The sequence below is a fragment of the Rhizobium sp. NLR22b genome, from assembly GCF_019685295.1.
In the GTDB taxonomy this organism is placed as follows: Bacteria; Pseudomonadota; Alphaproteobacteria; order Rhizobiales; family Rhizobiaceae; genus Rhizobium.
Map to the genome: position 1 here is coordinate 235,562 of NZ_JABDWM010000001.1, position 12,772 is coordinate 248,333.

The 12,772-nt window shown below is 57.4% G+C and carries 10 protein-coding genes; 1 reads left to right on the forward strand and 9 read right to left on the reverse strand.

Annotated elements, in window-relative coordinates; all coding sequences use genetic code 11:
• Window positions 1-19: 19 nt before the first annotated feature.
• From HJC00_RS01095 to gmd, 4 genes are all read right to left on the reverse strand, one after another.
• Entirely contained in the window at window positions 20-2,269 is a 2,250-nt protein-coding gene (locus tag HJC00_RS01095; protein WP_221163532.1) for a DUF3141 domain-containing protein, read from the reverse strand.
• A gap of 543 nt (window positions 2,270-2,812) precedes the next feature.
• A complete protein-coding gene (locus HJC00_RS01100; protein ID WP_221163533.1) occupies window positions 2,813-3,835 on the reverse strand; it encodes a bifunctional 2-polyprenyl-6-hydroxyphenol methylase/3-demethylubiquinol 3-O-methyltransferase UbiG in 1,023 nt (340 codons plus the stop codon).
• A gap of 346 nt (window positions 3,836-4,181) precedes the next feature.
• Complete coding sequence (locus tag HJC00_RS01105; protein ID WP_221163534.1) at window positions 4,182-5,132, reverse strand: GDP-L-fucose synthase; 951 nt, start codon at window positions 5,130-5,132, stop codon at window positions 4,182-4,184.
• Window positions 5,133-6,194 (reverse strand): GDP-mannose 4,6-dehydratase, encoded by a 1,062-nt coding sequence (gmd, locus tag HJC00_RS01110; RefSeq protein ID WP_221122496.1) that lies wholly within the window; start codon window positions 6,192-6,194, stop codon window positions 5,133-5,135.
• Between the two features lie 184 nt (window positions 6,195-6,378).
• On the opposite strand from gmd, the gene rfbB reads away from it, so the two are divergent.
• Entirely contained in the window at window positions 6,379-7,434 is a 1,056-nt protein-coding gene (rfbB, locus tag HJC00_RS01115) for a dTDP-glucose 4,6-dehydratase (RefSeq protein ID WP_221122495.1), read from the forward strand.
• A gap of 41 nt (window positions 7,435-7,475) precedes the next feature.
• Here rfbB and HJC00_RS01120 read toward each other — a convergent pair whose 3' ends face one another.
• The 5 genes from HJC00_RS01120 to HJC00_RS01140 are packed head-to-tail and all read right to left on the reverse strand — an operon-like array spanning window position 7,476 to window position 12,732.
• The gene (locus HJC00_RS01120) at window positions 7,476-8,447 is read right to left on the reverse strand and encodes a hypothetical protein (RefSeq protein ID WP_221122494.1); all 972 of its coding nucleotides are present in this window, start codon (window positions 8,445-8,447) and stop codon (window positions 7,476-7,478) included.
• Window positions 8,444-9,256, reverse strand: coding sequence for a class I SAM-dependent methyltransferase (locus tag HJC00_RS01125; RefSeq protein WP_210629112.1), 813 nt, complete (start codon window positions 9,254-9,256; stop codon window positions 8,444-8,446). The genes HJC00_RS01120 and HJC00_RS01125 overlap by 4 nt, the downstream gene beginning before the upstream one ends.
• Window positions 9,256-10,389, reverse strand: a complete 1,134-nt coding sequence (locus tag HJC00_RS01130) for a glycosyltransferase (protein WP_210629113.1) — start codon at window positions 10,387-10,389, stop codon at window positions 9,256-9,258. The genes HJC00_RS01125 and HJC00_RS01130 overlap by 1 nt, the downstream gene beginning before the upstream one ends.
• Window positions 10,370-11,863, reverse strand: a complete 1,494-nt coding sequence (locus HJC00_RS01135; RefSeq protein WP_221146725.1) for a glycosyltransferase — start codon at window positions 11,861-11,863, stop codon at window positions 10,370-10,372. Before HJC00_RS01135 ends, HJC00_RS01130 begins: the two co-directional genes overlap by 20 nt.
• 2 nt (window positions 11,864-11,865) lie before the next feature.
• Entirely contained in the window at window positions 11,866-12,732 is an 867-nt protein-coding gene (locus HJC00_RS01140) for a TIGR04325 family methyltransferase (protein WP_311044160.1), read from the reverse strand.
• Between the last annotated feature and the right edge of the window lie 40 nt (window positions 12,733-12,772).

Here is a 12,772-nt window from a genome sequence, read left to right on the forward strand (position 1 = left end):
GGCTTCAGCATCTTGTCGGCTAACTTGCGCGGCGAACAGGCTTCCCCGGGATGGCCTTCGCCGGCGACAAGACAGGTTCCGGCAGCGTCTCTCCGGAAAGGCCGAATATCCCGACAATCCTCTTCCAGCGCTGTTCGGCTTCGCCGGAAAGCGCGCCGCGCACGTTCAAGACCTCACGCAGAGAAGACAAGGCCTCGCGGCGAACACTCTCCTCCGCCGGCAATAGCCGTGGGATAGCGCTCACGGCAGCCTCTTCGTCGATCAGCAGCATGAGGAACTGGTCGCGGATCAAGGCCTTGAATTCCGCGAGCGTCATCGCCGGCATGCCGTCCTCGGTGCGCCGCATCCGGCGAATGGCGGCAAAGCCACGCTCATCGGCTGCACCATTGGCCATGGCGACGTAGAGCAGGCTGCGCGCCAGACCTTCCCGAAGTCCGCCGTCCTCCATTTGCGCCTTGAGTTCCTCGATCCTCTCCTTGAGAACCTGCGCATGCAGCGCGGTCTTGCTTGCTCTGCGCTGCGGCCTAGTGTCAGACGGATCGATGCCGACTGCCGCCTGCAGGAGCGGAGACCCGTAGACGGAGAGGAAGGTCGCCTCGCTCAGCGCCTCGATCCCTTGACGCCATGCATCCAGCCCCGCAACGACCTGGCGTGAGAAGGCTTGCTCCAACGCCAGGAAGGGATTGTCGGCACGAACGGGACGGCGCTCTTCCGCCACATCGAGGGCGAGATCTGCAATCGGCGCCATCCAAGGATTGACGTCGCTAAACACCTCGTATTGCAGCCGGAGCGGATGCATCTCACGCAGATGCTTGGCCGCCCAATCCGGCGCCATTGCGCGGACGAAAGGCTGAAGGAAAGTCCGGTAGAGGGACAGGTTGATCTCCGAGACCTTCGCAACGGTCGCAAAACGCCGGTCATCCGCGGCGTTATTGCAGCCGAGCGCGCGGATATCGTCCAGCGTCCTTGCCTCGCAGCGCATGATCCAATCACCCTCGACGAGGTCCCCGCCTACTGTCTCAGCGGTCTTTGCCTCGAAAATCGCCTCGTAGAGCCCGGGTGGCAGCGCATCGATCAGATCGATATTGCTGGAGAATTCTCCATGCTCCTTGCGGGCAACGCTCGCGGACACGAAAATTCCGAGGTGACCGATCGTTTCGTGCACCGTGTAAACGATCGTCTGGCCGTGTGAGCGTATCTCGTTCACATCGTCATAGAGATCCAGAATCCAGCCGAGCGCCTGCGCGGGCGGCGTGACGTTGTCTCCCTTCGAGCAGAAGACGACGATCGGCGTGCGGATGTTGCGAAGATCGATCGCCTCGCCCTTTGACGTCTTGATGCGGCCCGCGGCAAGATTGTTGCCGACGAAGAGTTCGTCGACGATGAACTGGATTTCCTCCGCGTTGAGATTGACGTGACCACCCCACCACTGCTCGAAACCGAGATAGCGTGGTGCCTCGGTGTCGATCTTCGAATAGAGGTTATATTGCTTGGTCCATAGCGTGTTGGCCGGATTCTGGTTCTCGAAATTCTGCACCAGCCATGCGCCGTCGAACTGCCCGTGTCCGAGGTCGCTGGTGAGTGCGGTCAGCCAAGTACCGCCAAGCAGTCCGCCGGCATATCGCATCGGATATTTGCCGCGTTCACCCGCCCAGTAGGAAAGTGGCGCGCCGGCAATGATGATCGAGCCGAACAGTTCTGAGCGCATGGCGGCCAGCATCATGACGGCCCAGCCCGCCTGGCAGTTGCCGATCACGCATGGCTTGGCGTCGGCCTGCGGATGCAGCGATATCACCTTCTCCAAAAAGATGGCTTCAGCCAGTGCAATGTCTTCGATCGTCTGTCCCGGCATCGGCTGCGGAAGAAAGCCAATAAAATAGCACGGGTGCCCGGCTCTCAGTGCAACGCCGATCTCGCTGTCAGCCTTGAAGCCACCGATGCCCGGCCCGTGTCCAGCTCTCGGATCGACCACGACGAAAGGCCGGCGCTTTTCATCAATCTCTACCCCCTCGGGCGGGACGATCCGAACCAGCGCGTAGTTGACGGGCTTCTCGAGCGAACGTCCGTCAAGCACGACCTCGGGCGTGAAGCTCAGGACATGCGGCGCGGTTGCTTCCGCATGGGCGCGATACTGGTTGCCGCGCTTGCGCATGACGTCCCAGAACAGCACGCTGCGCTGGGCGGCATCCAAAACATAGTCGAGGGCGTAACCGGCCGGACCGAACTGCGTGGCGAAACCGGCTGTGGGAAGATAGGAAGAATGCCGCATGCCAAATCTCCTGTTCACCGCTCTTGGCCAGAGACTTATACTTGGATGATCATATTCTTGATCTGCGTCCGCTCTGTGAATGATGGCCGCGCTGTGGGCCATGCACGCTCTTAGCACATGCAGCATAGGCGCAGCGTGGTGCCGGACAAACGTATCTTACGGTAGCATACGCGGCGGCGCGGCTGGCCTCATGAGACCGCAGCGGCTGGGGCGCCGCTCGGCATCAGACTTTCCGCAGCCGGTATTCTCGCTCATGCGTCGCGGGTCGAACTCGACATCGCGGATCATCGACCCTGTTACAGGGCAGCGAAGGCCGACTTCGCTCATCATATCCGGGATCCGCAAGTGTCTCCATCATCGTGACCCTCGCCGTCGCCGAGGCACAAGGGGGCATCCACGGTCGCTGGCGGCGGGACACTGAAGGATCTCAAGGCGCCTTCGATAAGCCATTGAGCCCAGGCGCGAACCCCCAGCCAATTTCCCTCAAATCTCCGATGAGCTCGGTTCCCCCGATAACATAGAACAGACAGCCTTGAGCTGCGGCTATTCAAAGACAATGAGGCTCGCAGGGGTTGGCGGCATCGATTTGACCGTGACGCCGGTGAGGCCGGCCAGTTTTGCCATCTCGGCCAGTTCGCTTTGCTTGTAAGCCTGGCCGGCCGGTGTGCTGACGAGCATCTCCCAGGAGAAGGCCGCTGGAAAAGGCGGCGACACGCCATCTTCATTCGGCACGAAATCGACCGCGACGATCCGACCATCCGCTGCAAGGCTCGCGATGATCTTTCGCAACAGCGCGGCACATGTCGGCAAATCGAAATGGTGCAGAAAATTCGGAAGCAGGACGAGGTCATAACCAGCGCCCCAGTCGATGTCGAAGGCACTGCCGGCGATCGTCCGGTACCGGTCCGCGACGCCTGATTTTTCCGCATTCTGCCTCGACAGCTCCAAGACGGCGCCCCAGTCGACGGCGACGATCTCCGCGGATGGAAAGGCCCTGGCAACTTCGATGCCGAAGACGCCTGGGCCTGCAGCGATGTCCAGGACCTTCTTGGGAGACATCGCCCAGCTGGAGATTTCCCCAGCCAGCAGTTTGGCGCTGAGCCCGGTGAAAGAGCCCATGCCACGCGCAAACTTCAGCCAGACGGGGTTGTCGGGCGACATGTTCGCAAGGCCCATCGAACCGCCGTTTCGCACGACGGACGTCGGATCGCGCAGAAAATTATCGAGTACTTCTGGTGCGGCGGCGAACTCGACGGCAGAGCCCATATAGGCCGGCGAATTGCGATCGAGGAACGTACTGGTCGAGGGCGTCATTTTGTACTGTTCGCCCTCCTTGGTCAGGAAGCCATGGACCACAAGGTAATCGCAGAGGATGCGCACGCCACGCTCCGAGGCGGCTGTTGCCGACGCCAGAACTGCCGGCGTCTTGCCCTCGCCAATATGTGTAAAGAGATCAAGTTCGATGGCCGCCCTGATCGCTGCCGTCTTTCGGCACGCAAACAGCGCATCGACCACAAGTTCGGGCGACACTGCGCCGGCATGGGCGTGCTCGATGCTCGTTTCCATGGAACCCTCCCAAGAAATTCGACCGATCTTGCCTGGCAGCGCCACAGCGGAAATTATGCGTATATTCGCCCCTCCTACAATACCCACCGCGCTAACCCTATCGGGCTCCCCGCCGCAATGATCGGGCTTGCTGCCGGTCGCCGATATTGTTCGAATTGCTCTTCCTCGCCGGTGGACTGTAATTCGGACCGGCTTTGGCGTTTATACCGACGCGTGGTGAAGCTTAGACACAAATGCGTTCCGGACCCGCCGGCCAGGACCACGAGGCAATCGGAGGCTCGGCGACAGCGCTGTGTCGCGAATCAATGTGGGACAGAGAAAGTGCCGGCCCGCAGGAACTCGGGCATCAGGCCGCTGGATCAGATCCGTTTTCGCATTCGAGAAACCAAGCGTAAGTGGCTCTAATGCCGTCCTCAAGCGAAATGCTCGGTTTCCAGCCCATGTCCTGCAGCTTCTTGTTGCTCATCAGCTTTCGCGGCGTGCCGTCGGGCTTGGAAAGGTCATGGACGATCTCACCCTCGTAACCGACGACGCGGCAAACCAGACGCGTCAACTCGATGATTTCAAGATCCGTGCCCGAGCCGACATTGACGTGCTGCGTGCCCGAATAGGTTTTCAGCAGAAACACCAGCGCGTCGGCGCAGTCGTCGACGTGAAGAAACTCGCGGCGCGGGGTTCCGGTGCCCCAGACAACCATTTGCGGGTCTCTGCGCAATTTCGCCGCATGCGCCTTGCGGATCAGCGCGGGCAGGACATGACTGGAGTTCAGGTCGAAATTATCGCCAGGGCCGTACAGGTTGGTCGGCATCGCCGAAATGTAGTCACGGCCATATTGCTTGCGATAGGCTTCCGCGAGCTTGATACCAGCGATCTTGGCAATGGCGTACCATTCGTTGGTCGGCTCAAGCGGACCGGTCAACAGAGCCTCTTCAGGAATCGGCTGGGGAGCGAGCTTGGGATAAATGCAGCTTGAACCCAGGAAGAGAAGCCGGTCCACCTCCGCCCGGTGAGCGGCTTCAAAGATGTTGGTTTGAATGATCAGATTGTCGGAGATGAATTCGGCAGGATAGCTGTCATTGGCGAGGATTCCGCCAACCTTGGCTGCGGCGATTATGATCGCGTCCGGCCGGGTTGCTTCAACAAACTTCCCGACCTGGTCCTGGCGCTTCAAGTCGACCTCGGCGCGCGTGGCCGTGATGATCCTGCAATTTTCGGATTGAAGCCTGCGCACAAGAGCACTGCCGACCATACCGCGATGACCGGCAACCCAGATCTTCTTGTTCGATAAGTCGTACACTCAGACCTCTTTCCGGCTGCCTTGAGCCTTCCAGTGCTTGATATCCTCGCGCACCATCTCAGCGGCGAGTTCACGAACCGGGGTCTTATGGTGCCAGCCCAGATTCTGACGTGCCTTGGTCGGGTCGCCAAGCAGAAGATCGACTTCCGTCGGGCGGAAATACCGGGGATCGATTTCCACAAGGCAAGCGCCGGAGGCGGCATCATAGCCCTTTTCGTCGACACCGGATCCCTTCCATTCCAAGGTGATGCCGACATCGGCAAAGGCCCACTCGACAAACTGGCGCACACGCGTCGTCTCACCCGTCGCCAAGACGTAGTCATCCGGCTTGTCCTGCTGCAGCATCAGCCACATGCCCTCGACATATTCGCGCGCATGGCCCCAGTCACGCTGGGCGTCAAGGTTCCCCAGGAAAAGCTTGTCCTGAAGGCCGAGGCTGATGGCAGCAACCGCCATCGTGATCTTGCGCGTGACGAAGGTCTCGCCGCGAAGCGGGCTTTCATGATTGAACAGAATGCCGTTCGACGCGTGCATGCCGTAGGCCTCGCGATAATTCACGACGATCCAGTAGGCATAGAGCTTGGCTGCGGCATAGGGGGAGCGCGGATAGAACGGCGTCTTCTCGTTCTGCGGCACTTGCTGCACGAGACCGTAGAGTTCCGACGTCGACGCCTGGTAGAACCGGCTTTTTTTCTCAAGACCCAGGATGCGGATCGCTTCGAGCAGCCTCAACGTCCCGATACCATCGGCATCGGCCGTATATTCCGGCGTTTCGAAACTGACGCCGACATGGCTTTGTGCGGCCAGGTTGTAGATTTCGTCAGGCTGAGTCTGCTGGACGATCCGCAGCAGGTTGGTCGAGTCGATCATATCGCCATAGTGAAGGACGAAGCGTGGGTGGGCCTCATGCGGATCCTGATAGATATGTTCGATGCGGCCGGTGTTAAAAGATGATGACCGCCGCTTGATACCGTGCACCGTGTAGCCTTTGCTCAGAAGCAATTCGGCCAGATAGGCACCATCCTGACCAGTCACCCCAGTAATAAGCGCGGTTTTCGTCATTTTTCACGTCGTCTTTCGCTGCAATCTTCGGGAGGTGTTTATGGAAACGACCGAACCAGCGCAACCCCAATGTGACCGACACCGGGGACAAACGAAATTCAGCATTGTCGATCTCTTCGGTTGACGGCGGATTGGCGCAATGAGACTAGAGCGTTCCATTTATCAGATGTCCAAAGGGAAAGACATGATCTTGGTGACGGGAGGCGCCGGCTTTATCGGTGCGAATTTCGTGCTCGACTGGCTTGCGCTTCACGATGAGCCGGTCGTCAACCTCGATGCCCTCACCTATGCCGGCAATCTTGAGAGCCTTAACTCCATCTGGAGTGACCCGCGTCATGTCTTCGTCAAAGGCAGCATTGCGGACTACGACCTTGTCGACGCACTGCTTCGTTCCCACCGGCCTCGCGCCATCCTGAATTTCGCTGCCGAAAGTCATGTCGATCGATCGATCCATGGGCCAGAAGAATTTATCCAGACCAACATTGTCGGCACGTTTCGTCTGCTGGAGGCAATCCGGGGATTTCTTGCCTCACAGAGTGAAGACTTCCGGGAGAGCTTCCGCGTCCTCCACGTATCGACGGACGAGGTCTATGGTTCGCTTGCTCCCGACGAGGCCGCTTTCAGCGAACATCGCAAATACGAACCCAATAGTCCTTATTCCGCGAGCAAGGCAGCGAGTGACCATCTGGTTCGCGCCTACCATCACACCTATGGCCTACCCGTTCTGACGACGAACTGTTCGAACAATTACGGTCCCTATCATTTTCCGGAAAAGCTTATTCCCCTCGTCATCCACAATGCTCTGTCGGGGAAACAGATTCCGATCTACGGAGACGGGATGCAGGTGCGCGACTGGCTGTTCGTCAAAGATCATTGCAGCGCGATCCGGCGTGTTCTGGAGAGAGGAAAAGTCGGGGAAACCTACAATGTCGGCGGCAGGAATGAACTGACGAACCTGTCAGTCGTCAATACGCTCTGCGAAATTCTCGATGAATTGACGCCCCTGCCAAACGGCGCAAGCTACAAGGCCCAGATTTCCTTTGTGCGTGATCGGCCAGGTCATGATCGTCGTTACGCCATCGATGCGGCAAAGATAGAAAGGGAGCTGGACTGGCGCCCTAGTGAGACCTTCGAGACGGGCATTCGCAAGACCGTCGAATGGTATCTCGCCAACGATGCTTGGGTAGAGAATGTGACAAGCGGCAGCTATCGACAGTGGATCGATCGGCAGTACCAATAACGAGGCGAGGAGAAGCGAGGCTCCTCCCCGCAATCGTGACATCAGTACCTGATGAAATTGTGCAGGAAGCTTATGACCGGCCGGGGTACATTGCTTTGCACCCATCGGCGCGCCTTAACCCGGAAAAAGGGACGAATGCCGCCGGAAAAGCCGGGAGAAACCGTCCTGATCGCTTTCAGGGCTTGCCTCAGAGCGCGTTCATAGACCCTGTAAGCAGCGTCGGGCTCCTCGCAGACGGCGGTGTAGAAAGCCGACAGCCGATCGAACATGCCATTGGTCAGCAACTGAAACTGGTGGAAGTGATAAAAGATCAGCGGCGAACCATCGACCTCGATCCTGCCTGATGCATCCTGCGAAAAATGCAGCTTTTCGTAGTTCCAGGGCGCGATTCCGGCTCCGGGATGCTCGATGATATGGCAATTCGGGTAGAGATCCGGCCATTCATCCAAATACTTCTGATCACCCATCTTGCCGTCTTCCAGGCGATAGTAGCACCATTCGATGCACTGCTCGCGCCAGCGAGTGAGGCAGCGCATTCCCTCTTCGTCGCGCCGGAAACTCACCCATTCGACGCAGAAACGGCCGTTAATTTCGCGATTCTGCAGCCGCGGAGCAAAACGGTGTTCGATAATGGCGATGGAACTATTGCCGATTTCGTCGAAAATCGGACCGAGCGGTGAATAAAACAGCAGATCGGAATCGAGGTAGGTGATGAAATCAATGTCGGGATGCTGCTCCAGCAGGAAACTCGGCAGACACGGAGACAGGGTCCAGCAATATTCGGCGACGCCGCGCGATTTCTTGACTTCCAGAAGTTCCGGCGTCTCGAGATCAGCGAGTGGAATGCAGGTGATGTAGGACCTGTTGAGAGCGGTCAATATCTCCTGCGTCTGCTGGTCCATGCAAAGCACAAAAACATGCGCATCGGGGCACCACTGGACGAGGCTCTCCATCATGGCCATTCCCTTGATGAGATAGCCGTTGTCGAAAAGGGTACAGAAATAGTTCGTCATGATTGGGTTTGTTTCCTGCACAAATAGGTGCGCATTGCATTGCCCTTACGACTGTCGTGCGGATCCACGTTCTCAGTTAGCGTGAACGTCGCCAGGACGTGCAGGCCGTGAACTCGAAAGATGTCCAATAGCTGCGGCTCGGAAAAATGGATCTCTATGGTCTCGACGCCATAGGCCTGTTTGCGGAAATACTTGGTCGGCTCGCCATAGACAACAGGCGTACGGTGAAAAATCACGTATTCCTTGGCAACACGGGCGCTCTCTGCGATCGCCGCGTCATAATCGGGGATATGCAGCAGACAACATCCTGAGACGACGACATCGAAAGCGTCATCCTGATAGTTGAGCCGCGTCGCATCCTCCACGTCGAACGACAGCCCGGGATAAATGCTGCGCGCCATATCGATGAAAGCATCGGAGTAATCGCAGCCGCGATAACGCAGCGGCAAGCCACTCACATCAAGCACTTCGGAATAATAGCCGCTGGAACAACCGATTTCGAGCAGCGAAGCATTAGCCGGAAGATCGTCGATGCTGCGCAAAGCGGCGGTAAAGACATCGAATACATCAATGGAAGCGCCATTGCGGTATTCCTTCAGCTGGCGCTCGACGAGGGCTCTCTGGCGGGCGGGCAGATCACTTGCTTTCCAGGATGCAGCAAGGCGCGAACTTTCGCTGTCTCGACGAGCCGCCTCTATCTCGACATAGCGGGACGATACCGACGTCGTCGGCAACAGCCGATCATGCAATCGCTTCAACTGGCTCTTCATCCCCGGAAAGCGATTGAGACTTGTGCGCAGAAACGACATCAGCCCTGTTTCTCCAGATATCGTTCGAGGATCGGCACCAATTCTTCCATTCTCGACTTGTAGGTGTGGTCCTTCAGCGTCCTTGCCTGACCGGCCTTCGCGATGGCGTCGGCCTCGTCCGGGTGGTCTATATAGTAGCGGACGAGTTCAGTCGCTTCTTCCGCACTGGAATAGGCAACCACTTCCTTTCCAACCTCGAAAATCTCCCCGAGATTATCCTTCTTGTCGGTTATCAGCAGCGATCCGACACCGGTCGCCTCGTAGAGCCGCATGTTATTGGCGTTGTTTTCGGCAACATTGATATGGCGGTTGACGGTGATCCGGCTGCGCGCCAGCGCCCGATACATATCCGGACCCCAGACTTCGCCATTGTGACGTTTGCGAATCGGAGAAGAGCGCGGGAGCGTCTTCGCGCCGTAACCGAAAAACTGTATCGGCGTGGTATCGGCAAGATGTTCGAGCAAGGGTACGGCCTTGCCATGATGACGGCTTATGCCGCCGACGAAGCTCACCGGCACATCGCGCCTGATGTCGCCAAGGAGATCGAGCACCCGAGTGTCGAAGCCAATCCTGAAATATTCGGATTTTATCCCCATCTCATGAAAACGGGGTACGAAATGGGGGAAAGACGTCAGAATAAGGTCATAGGGTCGCAGAAACTCACCCGGCGGCAGCGGACAAGCGATCTGGCCGACAATCAACGGCACCGTCTTCTTCAACTCCGTCAGGGCATGCGGCGGAAAGAAGCTGAGATCCTGACAGTAGAGTACATCCGGCTTGAATGTTCGAACCCGGGCCATTGCGACCTCCAGCAAGCCAGGGAGCGCCGCCAGGCGTGCGCCAACATAAGGCAGCCTGAAAAACCGATGCGGCAGTTTCATCGCCCAAGCGCTGAACGGCTCGTTGTTTTCTTGCGCCCAGGCCGATTGAAGCGGGACACAATTGCCGATGATGTCAATGACGTCGCAACCCTGGTCCTTCAGGTGGCGCGAGTAGAAATCGGACGTGCCGAATGCGGCGGCCAAAAGAGCTTTCGTCTGTTCTAGCGAGGTCGATTTTCGGAGCTGTGGCCGCCGCGCATAGAATTGCTTCAGAAACCGCGCGTAATAGGTGTCAAATATTGCTATTTTCATGTTCACCGTCTGGTTGACTGCCGGGACGTTCCTGTGACGTTCTATAGACGCTACCGACAAGCTTTGCCGGGTTCCCGGCAATTATTGCCCCTTCGGGGAAATTTCCGCGGACGACCGCACCCGCAGCGACAATGCTATCACGTCCTATTTCTGTGCCACGCAAGATCAGGGCATTGGTGCCAATGAACACATTATCGCCAATGTGCACCGGTGCAGTCTTGATGTCCGCCTCGACATCCGAATGACGGCGCCCTTCCGGACGTATCGGATGAAAGTCCGTGTCGAAAATCGTGACGTTGGCTCCCATCAGCACTTCCGCGCCGATTGAAATCCCTACAGCCGAGACGATGGTTGCACCACTGATGCCGCTGTCTGCGCCAATGCTGATCTTCGATCCGGCGCGAATGGTCGCTATCTTCACCGGATGATTGAGAGCGAGCGCTGTAAATCGGGAATCAGAACACAGGACGACGCGATCACCGAGGTGAATCTCACTGTCAGGATGTCGTTGCAACAAAGGGGCGCCATAGAGCACAACATCGCGGCCAACGCTTACCCCGTGACGTTTCAGTTCGCCAAGCTGCCTTGCACGCATACGGGAAAAGGCGAATTTCTTAAGGCTGGTCGTGATCTTTCCCAAAAGGACACGTGCGTAAAAGAAATAGGCCATGCGGAAAGGTGCGGTCGATCTCTGCACCGGTGAACCGACAAGCGAATAGAAGATCAGGCGTTGAAACACATTGTGAGGAGAGCGCCTGCCAAACAATCGTTTTTTCCATGAATGCCTGGAGATGTCGTTTCCATATACTGGCGGGGAATAGACGATTGCTTTTGTGCTGACGATCAGAGGCACTCCGGCGCGCGAAAAGCGCATCGCGATTTCATAATCGGCCATGTAGTGCGGCAGCAGGCGTGGCCGCATACCGCCATATCTCCGAAACAAGAGGGCTGGATATAGAGTACCTCGACCGCTCAATGCATCCACGCGGTATTGGCTCTCAGGCGACCGTTGTTGCGCTTCGCTCAATTCCGAAAGGACATCCCAGATCGCGAACCTGTTGATGTTGATCCGAGGTCCTATACTCACAAGAGGTGGGTCTTTCCCCTCTTCATGGATAACGCTTCCGACGGCGGCTTCGCCATTCGCCTTGGATGTTTGCACCAGGGTTTCAACATAATCTTCGTCGAACCAGGTGTCATTATTCAGAAACAGGATATAATCTTCCGCCTTGCAAGACGGAAGGACGTATTTCAGCCCCTTCTCGATGGCACCCCCCCACCAAAGATTGCCGTCGCCTCGGATTTCGACAACATCGCCCTGCGACTGCAGGTATTCTGCCGTGCCATCGGTCGAACCGTCGTTGACAACGACGATCGTCAGCGCGTCGGCGAGAGTTTGTCTCCTGAGAGCCTCCAGCACCTTCCGGGTGTGCTCCAGACGATTGAAGACAGGGATAATGACGTTAACGCGCATCGCTAGATTTCCGGCTTCTCAAGAAACCAGCCAGTATACGACCATTCGTATTGTCCCTGAGCTGGCGTAAGGCCAACGCCCCAACGCGTCAATTCCTGCAAGGGCGGCGGTGTTGCTATTCCAAATGTCCCAGCTGGCTGGAACCTGTCCAGCACCTCGTAGCCATGCCTCGCGAAGCGATTCTGCAATTCATGCGCGTTCAAGAACCACACGGGGTAGCTCGCGCGATAGATGCGTTCCGGCACATGCTGTACAAAAGGGGCTTCGGGGATATCGACCTGCGCGCTTGTTCTGTCAACAAGGATGAACTTGACGCCTTTCAAAAGAAGGCTCTCAAGATGCTCGTGGGGATATTCGAGGTACTGGAGCACGCCCGAGAGCAGAACGATGTGAGGGTTCACAAATTCGATTGCTTCTTCGAGGCTACGAGAAAAGCTCAGAAGCCCGTCTTCAAATTCTGCTCGCCCTGCTTCTGCAAAATGAGGCTGCTCCACGACGCACCATTTCAATTCCGCGAGATGAGCGAGTTTTGACCGGTGTTGAAAATAGGAACTTCCGAGCGCGCCTCCAAAGTCGACCACTCTCAAACGACCATCGGATCTGGATGCAACATAGAGCAGCCAGGCAAGCAGCGGATGCGAGTAGATTCTCTCTCTGAAGATTACAGTGTCCCGCTCATATGAGGCACGGCCCTGAACAACTGCGCGTGTCGCTTCGACGGCTTTTGCAAGAATGGCCGGCGCATCATAGCCGGTTGAATCAGCCATTGCCGAACGCCAATCATCGTAAGGTCCGTCGAAAATGATGTTGTGCCGTCGGAATTCGGCCCAGATCTCCTGTTCGCGCGCTTGGGGCGATTCTCGCGTCACCTCAAGCAAACAGTGGATTCCCGGAAGCGCAAATTTAAGC